Consider the following 18771-nt stretch of genomic DNA (forward strand, 5'->3'; position numbering starts at 1 on the left):
GTGACGAAAGGATGACGTTCATGAAGAAGTTGGCAGGAATCAACAAGGTATTGATCATCGGTTCGGGTCCCATCGTGATCGGGCAGGCTTGTGAGTTTGACTATTCTGGAACCCAGGCCTGCAAGGCCCTGCGTGCCCTCGGCTACAAAATCGTGCTGGTGAATTCGAACCCGGCCACGATTATGACTGACCCAGGGATGGCCGATGCGACCTATATCGAGCCGCTGAACATTGAGGCCCTGGAGAAGATCATTGCCAAGGAACGGCCGGATGCGCTCCTGCCGAATCTTGGCGGTCAGACCGGCCTCAATCTGTCTTCCGATCTCGCCAAGGCGGGTGTGCTCGACAAGTACAACGTGCAGGTTATCGGCGTAAAGCTTGATGCCATCGAACGGGGTGAGGATCGGATTGCCTTCAAAAACGCCATGAATGAGCTCGGAATCGATATGCCGAAGAGCGAAGCGGTCTACAAAGTTGAGGATGCGGAACGGGCGGCCGTTGGCTTGGGCTATCCCGTCGTGATCCGGCCCGCCTACACGATGGGGGGAACGGGCGGCGGCTTGGTTTATAACGTGGACGAACTGAGAACCGTCGCGGCCCGGGGGATCTCTGCCAGTCCTGTCGGGCAGATCCTGGTCGAGGAATCCGTCCTGGGCTGGGAGGAACTCGAGTTGGAGGTGGTTCGGGATGCGGACAACAAGCTCATTACCGTCTGTTTCATCGAGAACATCGACGCCATGGGGGTCCATACGGGCGACTCTTATTGTGCGGCTCCGATGCTGACGATCGACACGAAGGTGCAGAAGAGGTTGCAGGAATACTCGTATAAGATTGTGGAGTCGATTGGGGTCATCGGGGGTACAAATGTGCAATTCGCACACAACCCGAAAACCGGGCGTATCGTTGTCATTGAGATCAACCCCCGAACCTCTCGGTCATCCGCACTCGCATCGAAGGCGACGGGGTTCCCTATCGCGCTGGTATCTGCAAAACTGGCGGGCGGTATGACTATGAGCGAAATGTCTTACTGGCGGGATGGTACGTTGGATCGCTATACGCCGTCCGGTGATTACGTGGTCATCAAGTTCTGCCGCTGGGCGTTCGAGAAGTTCAAAGGGGTGCAGGATAAGCTTGGCACCCAGATGCGCGCCGTGGGCGAAGTGATGAGCATCGGGAAGAATTATAAAGAATCTTTCCAAAAGGCGATCCGGTCGCTCGAGAACGGCCGGCACGGTCTTGGTTTTGCCAAGGACTTCAATCGGTTGTCGCTGGACGAACTGATGGCGCGTCTGAATGAGGCCACGAGTGAACGGCAGTTCCTCATGTATGAGGCGCTCAGGAAGGGGGCCGATACACAGGATCTGTTCCGCCGTACCCACATCAAGCCGTATTTCATCGAGCAGATGCGGGAACTCGTAAAGCTGGAGGAGGAGGTTCTGGCATTCAAAGGCAAGGCTCTGCCCGACACTCTGCTCATGCGGGCGAAAAAGGACGGTTTTGCGGATAAGTATCTGGCCCAAATCCTAGGCGTCCCTGAAAAGGCGATCCGTGAGCAGCGAACGAAGGCCGGGATTGTGGAAGGCTGGCACGAGGTGAAGGTCAGTGGCGTGGAGAAAGCCGGTTACTACTACTCGACCTACAATGCGCCGGACGCTTCCACGGCTACCACCAATCCGAAGAAAGTCATGATTCTGGGTGGTGGCCCGAACCGGATCGGGCAGGGAATTGAGTTTGACTACTGCTGTGTTCATGCCGCTTTTGCGTTGCGCGATATGGGCTACGAAAGCGTCATGGTCAACTGCAACCCGGAGACCGTCTCCACCGACTACGACACTTCGAACAAACTTTACTTCGAGCCGGTCACGGTCGAGGATGTCCTCCAGATCTACAACAAGGAAAAACCGGTTGGTGTGATCTGTCAGTTTGGCGGGCAGACGCCGCTTAACTTGGCGAAGGACATCGAGGCCGCGGGAGTGAAGATTCTGGGAACGACCACTGGGACCATTGATTTGGCGGAGGATCGGGATCTGTTCAGGAAGCTCATGGACAAGATGGGAATTCCAATGGCCGAAAGCGGCATGGCGGTGACGATCGAACAGGCCTTTGAGATCGCTGCGCGGATCGGGTATCCGCTTATGGTGCGTCCATCGTTTGTGCTGGGTGGGCGGGGCATGGAGATCGTCTACGACGAGGCGATGTTGACGAATTACTTCGCGGCGGCAGTGGGGGTGACCCCGGATCGCCCGATCCTGATCGATAAATACCTCGACAACGCGCTGGAGGCGGAGGCGGATGCCATCGCCGATGGTACGGATGCCTATGTGCCTGCCGTGATGGAGCATATCGAGGAAGCCGGTATTCACTCGGGGGATTCCGCCTGCGTGATTCCGCCAAGAACGATTCCGCAGAAACATATCGACACCATCAAGGAGTACACGCGCGAGATCGCAAAGACCATGAAGGTCGTTGGCCTCATGAATGTACAGTTTGCCATTTACAGGGACACGGTTTATGTGCTGGAAGCCAACCCGCGCGCCTCTCGCACCGTTCCGATCGTCTCCAAGGTGTGTGGCATGTCGATGGCACGGATTGCCACAGAAATCATGTTGGGCCGGAATTTGAAAGACTTCGATCTCAAGGATCGCTTCATCCCGCATTGCGGCGTGAAGGAATCGGTCTTCCCGTTCTCCATGTTCCCCGAGGTGGATCCAGTGTTGGGTCCTGAGATGCGTTCGACTGGCGAGGTGCTGGGAATGGCGGACTCCTTTGGTATGGCGTTCTATAAGGCGCAGGATGCGGCTAAGGCAACGCTGCCCACTTCGGGATCCGTGCTGTTGACGGTCTGCGTAAAGGATCGAAATCCGGCTTTGGTTGCCGCCGCCAGGAAGTTTGCCCAAATGGGGTTCAGCCTTCTGGCGACAAAAGGGACGCAGGCGTTTCTAGCGGAGAACGGGGTGAAATCAGAACTGGTGCTGAAGGTGCATGAAGGACGGCCCAGCATTGCGGATATGGTCACGAACCGCGCCATCCAACTGGTGATCAACACGCCTGCCGGGAAGTTAAGCGCGGTCGACGATTCGTATATCCGCAAAGCGGCCATCAGGCTCAAAATTCCCTATATCACGACCGTTGCGGCCGCGGTGGCGGCGGCGGAGGGCATTGCGGCCCGACTTAAGGGCGACTACCAGGTGCGGTCACTGCAGAGTTACCACGCCGACATCAAGTAGCGGAACAGTCGTGGCATTGATCCGTTGGCAGGCGCGTCGTGTGCCGACGAATTGTTGTGAATTCTGTATTCTTGATTTTTCACCTTCCTCCCTTGACGGGGTGGGGGCTCGGCCTGTTTAATGGCCGCCTATGACTGATCGCCGAAAAGCTGCTGGAATTGTTGGTCTTGCCGTGATGGGGTCCCGTATTTTGGGGCTCGTCCGGGAGGTCGTGATTGCCGGAATGTTCAATGCAGGAAAGTGTCTGGACTCCTTTCTTGCTGCCTTCCAGATTCCCAATTTGCTGCGTGATTTGTTCGCAGAGGGAGCTTTATCCACGGCCTTCACCACGGTATTTACCAAGACGCTTCATAAGGAGGGGGAACAGCCTGCCTGGCATCTGGCCAGTTTGCTTTTCAGTGCCTTGATCGTGCTCATGGGTGTGATTTGTATTGTTGGCATTATCGCCAGTCCGCTATTGGTGCAGATCACGAACTTCGGTTTTCATCAGGTGCCGGGTAAGTTTGAGCTGACCATCAGGCTGACGCGGATTCTGTTTCCCTTTATCATGTTGGTGTCACTGGCGTCAGTGGTGATGGGTATTCTGAATGCCCGGTTTATTTTCGGGCTTCCCGCCTCCGCCTCGACGGTATTCAACCTGGTATCGGTGATCAGTAGTGTCTTGCTTGCCTATGTGTTTGATCCGCAATCTGACTGGCGCCATCCGGTTTTTTCCGAACGGGCACTTTACGGGGTGACGTTGGGCGTGATGTTGGGCGGTTTGGCTCAGTTGGGCATGCAGTTGCCATCATTATACAAACTGGGTTTCCGCTTCAAATGGGAGTTGAATTGGCGTGACCCGCGTTTAAGACAGGTCTGGGCACTGGCCTGGCCCAGCATGATCGCGGGGGCAGCAGTACAGGTGAATGTATTGGTCAACGGCATGTTTGCCTCGGAAATTGATGGGGCAAGGTCCTGGCTTAACTGTGCGTTTCGCATGATGCAGTTTCCTATCGGGATCTTTGGTGTGGCGATTGCCACGGTGACCCTGCCAGCGGTGGCCAGGTTGCATGCCAAAGGGGCAATGGCGGAGGCGGGAAAAACGATCGAAGAAGCACTCCGGCTGGCTCTTTTTTTAACCCTGCCGGCGGCGGTAGGACTTGCCGTACTGGCGCCGGAAATCATTCAGGTGATCTATCAACATGGCCACTTTTCCGCAGCGTCGACAGCGTCGACAGCGTCGGCTTTGCGGGCCTATGCGATCGGTTTGGCCGCCTATGCCGCCATCAAGGTGTTGACCCCTTGTTTCTATGCGTTGGATCGGCGTCGGATTCCCTTGAATGTCAGTTTGGTGGGGATTGGCCTGTGTATCGTTTTGAATTATATCCTGGTTAAGGTTTTACACTTAGGACATGTTGGGCTGGCCGCAACGACGGGCTGTATCGCGATCCTGAATTTTGCGCAATTGGCGCTTTATCTGAGGCGTGATGTTCATTTCGGCACGGTTCGTGCCTGGTTTCGGTTTGGGTTATTGGTGGGCGGTTCTGCCGGGGTGTGCGGGCTGACGGCCTGGCTTCTCAAACATTGGTTTGGCGGGTTTGACCAAAGTTTCACCCGCATGGTGCTGGCCCTGTGTATTGAGATCGGGGTAGCCGGTTTGGTATACTTTGTTCTAACGCACGTCTGCCGCATTAACGAAACCCATTATATCGTGGGATTGTTACGACGGAAGCTGCGGGCAAGAGCGGATTGAGGCTGAGGGGAAAAGAATTTGGACAGAAGCTCACGACGACCACGAAGGTTGGGATACTTGAAACATGAATGATAGTATAAAATTCAAACCGTTGATCCATGGGCTCCTTCGGGATGAGCTTACGGCGGCGTGTAAAGAGCTGGGGCAGCCGGCCTATCGTGCAGGACAGGTCTGGGACTGGCTTTATCGTCAGCATGTGAAGACGTGGGAAGAGATGAAAAATGTGCCGACTGTGCTTCGTGACGCGCTGGCTGAGCGGTATGAATTGCTGTCGGTAAAGCCTATTCAACAGGACGGTGAGCATACCGGGACACGCAAGATTCTGGTTGGCCTCCGTGATGGTGAATGTGTCGAGGAAGTCTTAATCCCCGCCCGGGAGCGGCGTACGGTATGTGTGTCCAGTCAGGTGGGGTGTAAATTTGCCTGCGCATTCTGTGCGAGCGGAAAAGGCGGCTGGATTCGTAATCTTGAAGCGGGTGAGATTGTAGAGGAGTTGATGCTGGCCTGGGAAGAATATGGGGACCGGCCCACCAATATTGTTTTTATGGGAATGGGTGAACCATTTGATAACTACGACGCCGTAATCAAGGCCATTCGGATTATCAATGATGGCAAAGGGCTGAATATCGGTATCCGGCACATTACCGTCAGTACCAGCGGCGTGGTCCCGGGAATCAAGCGCTTGAGCGGCGAGGGGTTACAGATCGAGCTCTCCGTGTCCCTGCATGCCCCCAATAATGAACTGCGTAACCGCCTGATGCCGGTGAACAAACGTTACCCAATTGAGGAGTTGATCGAGGCCTGTGCCCGGCATACCGAGGCGACGGGGCGGATTGTAACTTTTGAATATACGTTGATCCGCGGGGTCAACGACACCCACGCGCATGCCGTCGAGTTGGCCAAACTCCTAAAAACTCTTCCGAGCCGCGTGAATCTGATCCCCTTAAGTCCAGTTGACGGGTACGAAGGTTTACCGCCACTAGACGGAACCTCCGAGATCTTTAAGGAGCAATTGGCGAAGGTGGGCGTCAATGCGACCTATCGGGTCTCCAAAGGCGGGGCCATTGATGCGGCCTGCGGGCAGTTAAGATTGAGAAGTTTGAAGAAGGAATAATAAAATGAAGATGGCGTTGCAAAATAACTCCCGTGCGGTGGCAGCGGATATGATTGCCCGATGGATGGAGACCGGGGATTTCCCGGATCGGATGATGAATCGGGTGCGTGCAGATCGCGGCTTTGTGATGGAGGTTGTCTACGGCACCGTCAAGTGGAAGCGTGAGTTGGAATGGGTGTTGAAGCAGTGCATGAAGCAAATGCCGGCGATTCCACTGCGCGCTCATATGATGGTCGGCCTGTATCAGATTTTGCACATGGATTCAGTGGAGTCTTATGCGGCAGTCAACGAGACGGTCGCCGCTGTGAAAGCCGTGTCATCCCAGACGGAAGCCAATTTCACCAATGCGGTATTGAGGCGTGTTTTGCGTGAAAAGGCTGAAGTGATAACGGCTTTAAACCAACAGCCCTCCGGTATTCGCCTGTCCCATCCTGAGATCCTGGTCAAACGCTGGATTGCCACCTATGGGAATAGTCAGACAGATGCCTTGTGTAACTGGAATAATCAGCGTGCTGCGGTTATTCTCCGGATTAATACGACGCGGATTCAGATGGCTGATTTCCGGGATCGCGTGATGACCGCGGGCATGAAAGTGGAGCCGCATCCCATGGATCCCTCACGGTTCTGTACCTTGGGGCGGGGCGTCAGTGTCGAAGACCTGCCGGGTTTTGAGGATGGCTGGTTTATGGTCCAGGATCCCTCCACGATTATGGCGGTGGAGATGCTGGCGCCTAAACCGCAGGAACGGATTCTGGATGCCTGTGCTGCACCGGGCGGGAAAACGGTGGCAATGGCCGAGGCGATGGGTGGGGGCGGGACGCTTACAGCCATGGATATTCATGCCGACCGGATGGGTTACCTTCACGAAAATCTGACACGCATGGGGTTCAGTGGCGTGCGGGTCATTGAGGGAGATATGACGTCTTGCAAACCGGGCGGCGAGGGGGTGCCCGCACTGTCGGGCCTGGTTTTTGACGGGATTCTGCTGGACGTGCCTTGCATGAATACGGGGGTGTTGCAGCGGCGTGCTGATGCCCGCTGGCGTTTTGCCACAGATCGATTGGGCTCAGTCTGTGCAACTCAACGGGCGATTCTGGATGGGGCCGCCACCCGTTTACGTATTGGCGGACGCCTGGTTTACAGCACGTGCAGTTTGGAGACTGAGGAAGACGAGGCGCTGGTTGCCGGGTGGGTAAAGGATAATCCGAACTTTGAACTGGTCCGTGAGAAAAAACTGTTTCCACCCACTGACGGGACAGATGGCGCGTATGCGGCGTTGCTGAAACGCATTTCCTGATTTTGTAATGTCCGCATAATGTCCCTTTTTTCGGATGAGTCCGCCTTAAAAATCAGGCAGGAGTGTAATATTAAATCGTCATCAAAACTCTCGTCGGAAGGCCTAATGGTTGAGCGGGTATTGAAAAATGCGGCTCGTATTTCCTGATGCAAGCCACCAAACGGGCGGAATCTGCGGTGAGTGGCTCAAGTGGAGGGGGCGCCGTTTTGCAGGCTTCCATGGCATAGGGACAGCGGGTGTGGAAACGACAGCCGGATGGCGGGTTTGTGGATGAAGGAATATCCCCCCGGAGAATGGTTCTCTTTCTCTTGTCTCCCAGCGGGACCGGCACAGCCGAAATGAGCGCGCGTGAATAGGGGTGTGCAGGGTGATCAAGAACCTCGGATGCCGGGCCGGTTTCGACTACCACGCCCAGATACATGACCACCACCCGATCGGCAATGTGCCGGATCACCCCTAGATCATGGGAAATGAACAGGTAGGCAAGGTTGTGGGAGGTGCGTAGATCTTTCAGTAGATTTAAAACCTGAGCGCGGACAGAGACGTCGAGGGCGCTGACGGCCTCATCGCAGATCACAAGTTCAGGGCGTACCGCGATGGCGCGGGCAATACTGATACGTTGCCGTTGTCCGCCTGAAAACTCATGGGGATAGCGATGCAGTCCGCTAGGTTCCATCCCCACCTCATGGAGCAGCCGTACAGCTGCTGTTTCGCGGTCACGAGGGCGGATCAGTTTCTGTTGGAGCAGGCCTTCCGTAATAATCTCCTGAATGGTCATGCGCGGGTTCAGGGAGGAATAGGGATCCTGAAAAACCATTTGGATCCGGCGGCGGAGGGGCATGCTGTCCTGATGCCGGGAGGGCCAGAGCGAGGTGCCTCCTAAATGGATGGTGCCGGACTTTTTGGGCTCCAATCCCATCACTGTCCGGCCCAGGGTCGTTTTGCCGCAGCCTGATTCTCCCACCAGGCCCACGGTCTCGCCTGATTCAATTGTCAACGACACTCCATCCACGGCATGGATATGCCCGATGGTGCGGGAGAACACTCCGCTCCTGATCGGGAACCATGTCTTGAGATCTTGAATTTGGAGTAGCGGGGGCATGGTTATTTTGAGATTTGAGATTTGAGATCTGAAGTTTCAGAGAGGAAGCAGGCGGAACGGTGGTTGGGGGTCACATTATAGAGTGGGGGGAGTTCCTGGCGGCAGCGGGGGAAAGCATATTTGCAGCGGTCTGCAAAACGGCAACCTGCCGGATAGGCGAGCGGGGAGGGGACTTGCCCCTCAATAGATGATAATCGTTCTGAACGACTTGTCAGGCTGATGACGGATTCGAGGAGTGCCTGAGTATAGGGATGGGCTGGATTTTTGAATAGATCGTGACGCGGGCCTTCCTCTACAATTTTGGCCGCATACATGACTAATATCCGGTCACACATCTCCCAAACCACCCCTAGATCATGGGTGATAATCAGCAGGGACGTGTCCTTACTTTTCATTTCCAGAAGGAGGTCCAGTATCTGGGCCTGGATGGTGACATCCAGGGCGGTAGTCGGTTCGTCCGCAATAATGAGTGAAGGCTCCAGCATCAGGGCCATGGCAATCATGACGCGCTGGAGCATGCCCCCGGAGAGCTGATAGGGATAAGCACGCATCCGTTCCTCGGGATCAGGAAGGCCAACTTTTCTAAGCCAATCCAGAGAGATGTTTTTAGCGGATTGATGATCAATATTCAGATGGAGTTGGAGAGTTTCAATCAGTTGAGCGCCGATCGTATGAAGGGGGGAGAGGGCGGCCTGGGGTTCCTGGAAGATCACGCTGATTCGTCGGCCCCGGATGGTTTGCAGTTCGGAGGCAGGCAGGCGCAGGAGATCACGCCCTTCAAATAAGACTTTGCCCGACAGGATCCGCCCTGGCGGCATGGGGATCAAGCGGAGCAGGCTCAGAGCGGTTACTGATTTCCCGCAGCCGGATTCGCCGACCAGACCGACGACTTCCCCCTGCCCGATAGAAAACGATACGTTTTCCGCCGCCGTGAGGGTGCCTTCATCCGTGTCGAATGCCACGCTCAGATTTTGTATATCCAGTAAGGTACTCATTATTCAAATTTGGTTTTCGGTCTGGGATCATAGACATTCCGGATGCCTTCTCCCACAAAAACCCCAAGCAGCATGACGATAAACAGGGCGAGGGCCGGATAGAGGATCAGCCACCAGGCCCATCTGAATTGCTGGGCCTGTTGCAGCAATTCGCCCCAGCTGGGCGTGGGGGGCGGCAAGCCGAAGCCCAGATAATCCAGCGCGGCCAGTGAGCCGATGGCCCCGACCAGATTGAAGGGAAAAAAGGTGATGAGGGGGGTGAGGGAGTTGGGCAGGATGTGGCGGAAGATAATGGTGCGGTGCGGGAGTCCCAAAGATCGGGCGGCCTCGACAAACGGCAGATGCCGCAGCCGCAGGAATTCCGCCCGGATGTAGTAGGAGATCCCTATCCAGTTGAAGATCGCGTAACAGATCAGCAATAACATGAAGCCGCGCCCGTAAACAGCGCCCAGCAGAATCATCACATAGAGAAAGGGCAGGGCACTCCATATCTCAGTGAAGCGCTGCCCAAGCATATCCACATGATTCCCGAAATACCCCTGAATGGCGCCCAGAGCGGTGCCTAGAAACATGGCGAGGATGACCAGAAGAAAGCCAAAGGTTAAAGAGGTGCGCAATCCATAGAGAATGCGGGCAAGCACATCGCGTCCTGAGCTGTCGATCCCCATCCAGTGTCCTTTGATAGGCGGGTAGGGCCAGCGCACTTCAGATTTTGTCGCGGTGATGGTGTAGGACGTGCCCTTGATATCTATAATACACGGGGGGACAGCATTGCTGAGCCCTGCGGCGGCGAAAGCGGTAAGTTCGGATTGTGTTTCCGGCGAGAGAGCCGTCCATTCAGAAAAGGAAGAGACGGAGAGTTCCATTTGGTCATTCCATCCCATGGTGCCATGGGGGAGTGTGGAGCGATCTGATTTTTCACGGAGGGTAAGTCTAATGGTGGCCGGGGCGGTTTCGCGGGGGGTGAATTCTGGAAGAGAGAGTTCTGACTCCACGGAGGGATTCGCAAGACGGACGGTTGTGGCGCTGATGGCCGGGGCCGCCTGGTTTTGCAGTCGAATGGTGATGGCTTCCTTGATGGCGGTGGGGAGGCTCCAGATGTTGGTGAAGGCCTGGCCGCGTAGGGCCTCCGTGCTGGACTCAAAGAAAAACGCCGTGTTGGCAGAGCGGGTGATGGTGAGCTCGGGTGATAAGGTGACAGAGGCCACATGTGGTTCGGGGCGGAAGGCTAATGTCACCGCCTCGGGTAGGGGGATGGAGGCGGTGGGGACATTCTCATAGGGGCCATAGGGAATAAGCGGGAAGATCATGAAATTGCCGGGATGATCTTTGAAGAGGGGTTGGGATTGAATCTGCTTGTAGTCCGGTCGGGTCTGGCGCCCGTTTTGAAGGAAAGTGTCTTCCGGGTAGAAGCGGACGAGAGGGATATAGTAATGGCCGTCAAAGCGGACCAAAAGGGGTGTATTGTTGCAGATGACCTCTGCAACGAGGCTGATCAGGTACAATGAAGTGAGGATCCAGAGCGACCACCATGCGCGGCGTAGCTGCCGAAACCGACGCCACCGCTTTATTGTCACTGGATTCCAATCAATCATGGCGGTGGATTGTAACGGCCTCAGTTTTAAAAGAAAGACTGAATGGTTACCCAAATTTCGGGGCAGTATTCGGGATTGTTTTCAATGGGCACTCCGCATACACTCTCGCCCCTATGATTGGGTTGGTTAAAGATATTTATGCGCGCCGTGATCTGCTCTCCATGCTGGTGATCCGGAACGTCAAGATCCGCTATAAGGAATCGGTTCTGGGGTTTCTGTGGACTCTGTTGGGGCCGGTTTTCCTGATTGCCATCTATGGTGTTTTCATGAAGATCATCATGAAATTCCCCATGCCCATGGAAGTGCTGGTGTCGGGAATCTTTGTTTGGCAGTACCTTGCCATGTGTCTGGGGGATTCCTCCTTTGCCATTATCGGCAATGCGAATCTGGTCAAAAAGGCCTGTTTCCCGCGAGTGCTGTTGCCGCTGTCCATTGTCTTGGCCAATTTTGTAAACTTCCTGTTATCCCTGTTGGTGATGATGGTTTATTTACTTTTCATGGGCCCGCATCTCGGGGGCATTGCCTGGCTTCCTTTGGCTTTAGTGGCCCATCTGACGCTCTGTACGGGCATTAGTCTGGCGTTGAGCGCCTTGAATGTATTCTTCCGGGATGTTCAACATTTGACCGGCATCTTTACGATGGCGTGGTTTTTCCTGACCCCGGTGGTATATGACATTTCCATGATTGCTCCTATTACCGATAAGCATCCGATTCTCGGGCAGTTGTATTTTTTGAATCCCATGGCTGGCATTTTGGCGCTCTATCGCTCCGCTTTGCTGGGTAACCCGCTGCCCTCGCTTTCCTTAATCATGCTTTCAGTGGGGATGACCGCTGTGGTTTTTGTAGCCGGAATTATTATTTTCCAAAAACTTCAACCTGGATTTTCAGATGAGCTGTAACATGAGTGATATTGCCATACAGGTTGAGGGCGTGGGAAAACGGTTCCGGTTGAGGAGTTCCGGTGGCCGCACCTTGAAGTCCATGGTAATGGATATGATCCATAAGCCCGGAAGTGAACGCGACTTATGGGCGTTGAAGGACGTGAATTTCACCGTCGAACGCGGCACCACGCTGGGGTTGATCGGTGCCAATGGGGCGGGTAAGAGCACGCTGCTGTCTGTTTTGGCTGGCACCATGATGCCCACCGAGGGCAAAATCAAGACCACGGGTGTGATTTCCTCTTTGCTTGAATTGGGCGCAGGTTTCCATCCCGACCTGACAGGGCGTGAAAATGTCTTTCTGGCCGGAGCCATCATGGGGTTAACGCGGCAACAAATGACCCGTCGGTTTGATGCCATTCTCAACTTTGCCGACATTGGCACCTTTATTGACCAACCCGTGAAACATTATTCGTCCGGAATGTATGTCCGGCTGGGCTTTGCGGTGGCGGTGGAGGTGGATCCGGATATTTTGCTGGTGGATGAGGTGCTGGCTGTTGGGGATGCCTCTTTTCAGCGCAAATGTCTGCGGCGGATGTCTGAATTCCGGGACCAGAAGAAGACGATGTTGATCATCTCGCATGATCTGGGAACCATTCAATCTGTGAGTGATCAGATTCTTTTTTTAGATCATGGCCGGGTGTTGGGCCATGGTGCCCCGGGGAAAGTGGTGGGGCAGTATGAAAGCTTCTGGCGTAATCAGGCAAGTGCTGAGCGGAGTCGCGAGTGGGGGACCCGTGAGGTCATTCTGACAGGTGCCGAGTTTTTAGATGCGTCTGGAAATGCCACGACTAAATTCATGTGGGGTGAGCCCCTCACGGTTCGGTTGGGCTATGAGGTCAAGACTCCGGTAGGTGCTTCAATTTTCGGGTTTGGCATTAGCGACGAGGCTGGTCGGTTGGTTCATGGTAGCAATACTGAGATTGCGTCTGTGTCGATCCCCGGTTTGACGGGTTCCGGACATGTCGTCTTAAAGATTCCCCATCTGAATCTGGCTCGTGGCACCTATTTCTTCTCATTTTCTGTTCATTCTGCTGATCACAAGGTGAACTATCATCGCATGGACAATGCCTTCGCGATCGGGGTGGACTCAGTAAAAAACTTTGAAGGAATTTGCCACATGCCAAGCGAATGGAGGGTGGAGGGATGATCAATCTCATTGAAAATCCAGTGGTGCAGGATCTGATTCGTCGGGCGTTGGCTGAGGATATAGGTTCGGGTGATGTCACGACGTTGTCTGTGGTGCCGGAAACCAGTCAAGGAAAGGCCGTGATCCTGTCTCGCGGGAATTATGTGGTATCCGGAGGTGCGGTGGCGCAGGCGGTTTTTGCCAGCGTGAACCCTGCGCTCAGGTGCCAATGTCTGATTGCAGATGGGGAAGCGGTCAAGCCGGATCAAGTCCTGATGACGATTGAAGGGCCAATTCGAGGCATTCTGACTGGAGAGCGGACCGCGCTGAATTTTATGCAACGGATGACGGGAATTGCTTCGCGTACACATGATTTCGTGGACAAAGTGAAACCCTTTGGCACCCGGATACTGGATACCCGTAAGACGGCCCCCACGTTGCGCATTTTTGAAAAATATGCTGTAACCTGTGGGGGAGGAACCAATCACCGGATGGGATTGTACGACATGGTGCTCATCAAGGATAACCATCGGCGGCTCTGGCAGGAGGCGGGGATCAGCAATCTTCAGGGGGCGGTGGCGGCCGCGCGGGCCAAATTCCCAGGCATTCCCGTTGAGGTGGAAGTGGAATCCGAGGAAGAGTTACGCGACGCCATGCGGGCCGCTCCTGAATGGATCATGCTTGATAACATGTCGCCTGAGCGGATGAAGGCCTGTGTCGCCATTTGTGCAAAGCGATGCAAACTGGAGGCTTCCGGCGGGGTTTCCCTGGAGACGGTTGCGGCCATTGCGGCTACAGGTGTGGATGCCATCTCCATTGGAGGCCTGACGCATTCCGCGCCGGCGGCGGATTTGTCGCTGGAGATGAAATAATGGACTATTTTTTCGTTATTGATATTGGCAATACCAGTACCCACATCGGACTGGCTCGCGGGCGGCGGATTCTTCGGCAGGGTCGCATGGCGACGCGTGAGGGGCGTGAAGAACGTAAAATCATGGCGCTTCTACGGAAATTGGCTGCAGGACGTGTGGTCAAGGCGGCGGTATTGTGTTCAGTGGTACCGGGACTTAATCCGTTATGGACGCAGGTGCTTCAGAACCTTTGCGGGAAAGAGCCCTTGCTCGTTGGGTATCGCATTAATTTGAACATCAAGGTGGAATATCCCCAGCCTGAAACCATTGGGGCGGATCGTTTGGCGGATACGGCTGCTGCTTGGGAGCTTTATCAGTCTGCTGTGATTGTCGCTGATTTCGGAACGGCACTCACTTTCGATGCCGTTACCGGCGATGGGCGTTATGTGGGCGGGGTCATTGCTCCAGGACTACCCTTGATGACCGATTATCTTGCTGAACGAACGGCATTGCTGCCGGAGATTGAGCTGGATGGCAAATTCAAAAATATCGGGCGCTCTACCAGTGAGGCCATGCGGATTGGTGTGGTGGTTGGCTATCGCGGCATGGTTCGGGAAATCCTAAGCCATGTGAAAGCAGGGATGAAGGAACGTAAGATTCATTTCTGTGCCACGGGCGGGTATGCCGGTTTGGCATTGAAGGGGCTTGATGCTCCTGTGGATATTGTTCCGGATTTGACTTTGGACGGTCTGGTTTTATTAAGGGAATTAAACCTCTGATGACAGGACGCATTCTAGGTGTAGATTACGGGACGAAGCGCGTGGGAATTGCGATCAGCGACCCCATGGCCATGCTGGCGACCCCGCTTTCTGTGGAAACGGTCCAGTCGGTTGAAGAAGCGATCACGGCGGTGTGCCGGATTGCCCGTGACCGTGGCGTGGTCAAAATTGTGGTGGGTATCCCCATCAATATGAATGGATCCAGTGGGCCAATGGCTTTGGAAGCGGGAAAGTTTGTCGAGTTATTGCGAACGGCGAGCGGTTTGCCGGTGGATATTACCGATGAACGGTTAAGTACCAGCCTGGTGGAACGGATGCTGCTAGAAGCGGATGTGTCCCGCGAGCGGCGCAAGGAGGTTCGTGATAAGTTGGCGGCCCAGGTCATCTTGCAGGGCTATCTGGATACTAAGGCCGAAGCGAATTACGTTCATGATCCGGATGATTATTGAGTTCCAGTGACAGGCCGCGGACTCGAATGTTTCCTCGAAATTTTCCACGGATTTGAACCTGTATCGTTTTTCCGCCAGCGGGAATAGTGAATGTCTGCCGAGTTCTCATCCATCCATCAGCCCGTGCCAGTAAAGGTTCTTTTACAGCAAAATGTTGATTCGTTATGAGACCACAACCATCCTGCCGGATGAGCGTGACGGCCACGATGATGGTTCCGGCGAAGCTGGCTCCCTTTTCAAATAATCCACTCATGCTCCAACTCTGGCCGGGATCCACCTGAACGAGAGGGGCAGAGAGTGTGAGCCCGGCATCGGCCGATTCAGATTCAAGTTGGAGGCAGTACCCCTCTTTTTTCAAGGGGATGACCGACGCTTTTTGCTGCCGGGAATCACCCAGCTGAATTTGCCATCCGGGAATGATTTGTCCTGACAGGATGGGATTGTGGTGTTGTGGTAGAAGATTGGTTTTGGCGGAGAAGTTGGTGGCGACGATGATGGGCGATGCGGCGCCTAAAATTGCCCGGTAATCCTTTTGTTCGCGCCAAATCCAAAGAGCCGCAATGATTGAAAGAGCCACCATGATAATGGCGGACGAAAAAAGGAATTTCCAGTGACGGATCGAGCGTCTCAGGGATGTGATGTCCTGCATGGCTACGGCAGGGCGGGCTGCTTTTTCAGGTGCGGTGGGGGGAGTGAAGTCCAGCCTTTGACGTAATGGGAGGGTCTGGGCCAGAGGGTCAAGCTTGAGCAAAGCGCAACGTTTGGGGTCGAGTCCTGAGCGGATCAACGTGGAACGATAACTATCCAGATCAAAGGGAATACGGCGCCAGAATACAGCCCGTGCCTCGGTGTCATAAATGCAGTAGCTGGCTCTCGGATCGCCATCTCGCGAACAACCGACCGACCCGACGTTGACGAAATAACGTTTCCCGGGTTCAAGCTCGAAATCCTGAGGGACTGCCAGTCTGGGGATACCGCTTGGCCCCATCAGGAAAAAGGAGGGTTCATGCGTGTGGCCGGCTAATAAAAGTGGGGCTTCCACCGCTTTCCAGGAGGGGAGTGCATCTTCAGGGTTCAGCACATATTCAAAGCTGGCTGGGCGGGAAAATTCACCGTGCACGCACTGAAAACCATTACCGATCAGGGTGAGTGGAAACGACGATAAAAATGCGGAGGCCTTGCGGTTGAGTTTGGAGGCCGTCCACCGGATCATTTCCCGGGCATGGGGATTAAAAGAAGAGTCGTCCATACGTCCACTGACGACGGCATCATGGTTACCTAAGACGAAGGCGTCGACATGGGCGTGCACCTCGTTGAGTACTTCTGCGGGGGATGGGCCATAGCCTATGACATCTCCCAGGCATAGAACGTAGTCGATTTTATTACTTCGAATATCGAGATGAACGGCTCGCCAGGCTTGCAGGTTGGCATGGATATCTGAAATAAAGGCATAGCGCATGCCTAATTACTAGCATAGTATAGCTAATATGTTCAATTAATTAATAACCAGTCTGCTGTCTATAGTAATGGGCGATGTGGCGATGGCAGTTCAGTAACCTACCTGCGTTTTTTGATCCCATGTATTTTTAGGCTCCTCAGCAGGTTTCGTATCGGGTTCTTCGGTTAATGCGGGGTTGATTGGCGGTGGAACCTCTATTTTCGGGCAATATAATTTTGGTGTAAGGATAAGCAATTTTCCTGAAAATTTTCCAAGGAGGGCAACCCGGATCATGGTGCTTTTTTCCGGGATGATAAACTGTTCCTCGATTTTCGACAGTCCTGAGATCTGTGGGGGCGGGATTTTCAGTGAGACAAAATTTGATACAATGGTGCCGCCACTTTTCTGGAGCATAATGACCAAAACGGCTTCACCAGCGAAATCCTTTTTTTTCTGAAGTGCGGCTTCAAACGCCCACTTTTCGCCCGGGTTGACCGAGACCCAACTGGAGATGAGGGTCATTGTCTTGTCAGCCTTCTTAGAGGAAAAATATAGGAACGGACGTTTAAAGGGGTCAAGATTAATGCCGATCTGTTGTCGATTTTTATCATCCAAATGAATCGCCCAACCATGGATCGGTTGGCCGGGTGTCACAACTCTTTCGGGTAAGGACAAACTATTGCGGTCAGACGATGCCAGCGAGGTAGTACTGGTGGCATTCAGGTCAATGGGATGAGGTAATTTTTGCCAGATGGCATAGCCTGAAATTGCCAGCATTAACAACGCCAGAGAAATCATGCTGAGGGGAATTGATTTTTTTCGTTTAGGAATGGCTTTGATATCCTGAACGGCGACGACATCGTGAGCCGCTTGACTGGGGGATTTGGGGGGGGAGTATGCAACGTGCCAGTTTGCAGGCGTCTCTTGTGCCGTACCTTTGGACTCGGGAAGGTAGTAACTCGGATCTAATTTAAGCCCGGTGGCCCGTAATGCTTTCCGGTAGGGTTCAACATCGAATCTAACGCGACGCCAGTAGATGGATCGAGTTTCCGTGTCATAGATGCAATAACAGGCGCGGGGGTCTTTATCCCGCGGTTGGCCCACAGAGCCGACGTTGACGAAGTAGCGTTTGCCCGGGTTGACGGTAAAGTCCTGGGGTTCAACACTGCGGGGAGTGCCGCTGCTGCCGAGTACAAAGATGGCGGGCTCATGGGTATGCCCGACGAAAAGGAGATCCGACTCAGTGACTTTCCATGAAGGCATGACCTCATCGGCGTTTGAAGCATAGTCAAAATTTCCCGGTGCGGAAAATTCGCCATGGGCACACAGAAATCCGTCACCGATCAAGGTGAGAGGGAGGGAGGAAAGGAATTTCAGGTCATCCGCGCTCAATTGTTTGCGTGTCCATTCAAGAAGACGCTGGGCATCGTCATTGAACAACGTTGCGTCCAATTTCCCGCAGCAGGCTGCGTCATGGTTACCGAGGATAACGGCATCGACTTTGCTGCGAACTTCTCGAAGCAGTTGGGCTGGGTTTGGGCCATATCCGACGATGTCACCCAGGCAGATAATGCGATCCGCATTATTATTCTGGATGTCTTCGTAAACTACTTTCCAAGCCTGCATGTTGGCGTGGAGATCGGAAACGATTGCATAGCGCATAGGAACCGTCCTGGTTGTTTGTTGTGATTCAGTCGTTCAATTGAAAAGCATAGAGGGTTTAGGGCATAAAGGCTTTTAAAGTGAGGCGATGGCCTCAATTTCGACGGCCACATCTTTCGGGAGACGCGCCACTTGTACGGTAGATCGGGCTGGTGCGATATCGGTTCGGAAATACTCGGCATATACGGCGTTCATTTTCGCAAAATCATTCATGTCATGCAGAAATACCGTGGTTTTGAGGACTTTGTCGAGAGAGGTTCCCGCTGCCTCGAGTATAGCCTTAAGATTCTCAAGAACCTGCCGGGTTTGATCTTCAATCGTGCCCGTGATGACGGCGCCAGTTTTTGCATCAACGGGAATCTGGCCTGCGGTAAAAACGAGGCGATCCATTCCCACAGCCTGTTGGTAAGGCCCCACAGGAGCGGGCGCTTTGTCGGTGTTGATGATCCTCTTTTGCATAATC

Annotated in this window: 15 protein-coding genes; 9 read left to right on the forward strand and 6 right to left on the reverse strand. The window is 54.1% G+C overall.

The annotated features are described in order from the left end of the window. Window positions 1-20 precede the first annotated feature (20 nt). The 4 genes from carB (at window position 21) to rsmB (ending at window position 7370) form a co-directional block, all read left to right on the forward strand. The gene (carB, locus tag WCI03_00120) at window positions 21-3227 is read left to right on the forward strand and encodes a carbamoyl-phosphate synthase large subunit (GenBank protein ID MEI8138249.1); all 3207 of its coding nucleotides are present in this window, start codon (window positions 21-23) and stop codon (window positions 3225-3227) included. Window positions 3228-3357: 130 nt separating this feature from the next. Then, window positions 3358-4959: a murein biosynthesis integral membrane protein MurJ gene (gene murJ, locus WCI03_00125; GenBank protein ID MEI8138250.1), complete on the forward strand. Its 1602-nt coding sequence runs from the start codon at window positions 3358-3360 to the stop codon at window positions 4957-4959. A 64-nt stretch (window positions 4960-5023) separates the two neighbouring features. Beyond that, a complete protein-coding gene (rlmN, locus tag WCI03_00130; protein MEI8138251.1) occupies window positions 5024-6073 on the forward strand; it encodes a 23S rRNA (adenine(2503)-C(2))-methyltransferase RlmN in 1050 nt (349 codons plus the stop codon). Between the two features lie 4 nt (window positions 6074-6077). Continuing rightward, on the forward strand, window positions 6078-7370 hold the full coding sequence (gene rsmB / locus WCI03_00135) for a 16S rRNA (cytosine(967)-C(5))-methyltransferase RsmB (protein MEI8138252.1): 1293 nt from the start codon (window positions 6078-6080) through the stop codon (window positions 7368-7370). A gap of 70 nt (window positions 7371-7440) precedes the next feature. Here the strand turns inward: rsmB and WCI03_00140 are convergent, their stop codons facing one another. The 3 genes from WCI03_00140 to WCI03_00150 are packed head-to-tail and all read right to left on the reverse strand — an operon-like array spanning window position 7441 to window position 11062. Further along, window positions 7441-8415, reverse strand: coding sequence for an oligopeptide/dipeptide ABC transporter ATP-binding protein (locus WCI03_00140; GenBank protein ID MEI8138253.1), 975 nt, complete (start codon window positions 8413-8415; stop codon window positions 7441-7443). Window positions 8416-8474: 59 nt separating this feature from the next. Beyond that, complete coding sequence (locus tag WCI03_00145; protein MEI8138254.1) at window positions 8475-9467, reverse strand: ABC transporter ATP-binding protein; 993 nt, start codon at window positions 9465-9467, stop codon at window positions 8475-8477. Continuing rightward, window positions 9467-11062, reverse strand: coding sequence for an ABC transporter permease subunit (locus tag WCI03_00150; protein MEI8138255.1), 1596 nt, complete (start codon window positions 11060-11062; stop codon window positions 9467-9469). Before WCI03_00150 ends, WCI03_00145 begins: the two co-directional genes overlap by 1 nt. A 113-nt stretch (window positions 11063-11175) precedes the next feature. Here WCI03_00150 and WCI03_00155 point away from each other — a divergent pair, with 113 nt between their 5' ends. From WCI03_00155 to ruvX, 5 genes are read left to right on the forward strand one after another with little or no spacing between them, the layout of a single operon-like run. Further along, window positions 11176-11961, forward strand: coding sequence for an ABC transporter permease (locus WCI03_00155; GenBank protein ID MEI8138256.1), 786 nt, complete (start codon window positions 11176-11178; stop codon window positions 11959-11961). 1 nt (window position 11962) lies between these two features. Continuing rightward, on the forward strand, window positions 11963-13150 hold the full coding sequence (locus WCI03_00160) for an ABC transporter ATP-binding protein (protein MEI8138257.1): 1188 nt from the start codon (window positions 11963-11965) through the stop codon (window positions 13148-13150). After that, window positions 13147-14001: a carboxylating nicotinate-nucleotide diphosphorylase gene (gene nadC / locus WCI03_00165; GenBank protein MEI8138258.1), complete on the forward strand. Its 855-nt coding sequence runs from the start codon at window positions 13147-13149 to the stop codon at window positions 13999-14001. The genes WCI03_00160 and nadC overlap by 4 nt, the downstream gene beginning before the upstream one ends. Further along, window positions 14001-14759, forward strand: coding sequence for a type III pantothenate kinase (locus WCI03_00170; protein MEI8138259.1), 759 nt, complete (start codon window positions 14001-14003; stop codon window positions 14757-14759). The genes nadC and WCI03_00170 overlap by 1 nt, the downstream gene beginning before the upstream one ends. Beyond that, window positions 14759-15208, forward strand: a complete 450-nt coding sequence (gene ruvX, locus WCI03_00175; protein ID MEI8138260.1) for a Holliday junction resolvase RuvX — start codon at window positions 14759-14761, stop codon at window positions 15206-15208. The genes WCI03_00170 and ruvX overlap by 1 nt, the downstream gene beginning before the upstream one ends. On the opposite strand, the gene WCI03_00180 is transcribed toward ruvX, so the two are convergent. The 3 genes from WCI03_00180 to WCI03_00190 all read right to left on the reverse strand — a co-directional run bounded on the left by WCI03_00180 (window position 15165) and on the right by WCI03_00190 (window position 18767). Next, window positions 15165-16667: a metallophosphoesterase family protein gene (locus WCI03_00180; GenBank protein ID MEI8138261.1), complete on the reverse strand. Its 1503-nt coding sequence runs from the start codon at window positions 16665-16667 to the stop codon at window positions 15165-15167. The two genes, ruvX and WCI03_00180, sit on opposite strands and share 44 nt — an antisense overlap. Before the next feature lie 90 nt (window positions 16668-16757). Further along, window positions 16758-18308, reverse strand: a complete 1551-nt coding sequence (locus WCI03_00185) for a metallophosphoesterase family protein (GenBank protein ID MEI8138262.1) — start codon at window positions 18306-18308, stop codon at window positions 16758-16760. Between the two features lie 75 nt (window positions 18309-18383). Further along, window positions 18384-18767, reverse strand: a complete 384-nt coding sequence (locus WCI03_00190) for a RidA family protein (GenBank protein MEI8138263.1) — start codon at window positions 18765-18767, stop codon at window positions 18384-18386. Between the last annotated feature and the right edge of the window lie 4 nt (window positions 18768-18771).

Source organism: bacterium (assembly GCA_037143175.1).
GTDB lineage: Bacteria > Verrucomicrobiota > Kiritimatiellia > CAIKKV01 > CAITUY01 > JAABPW01.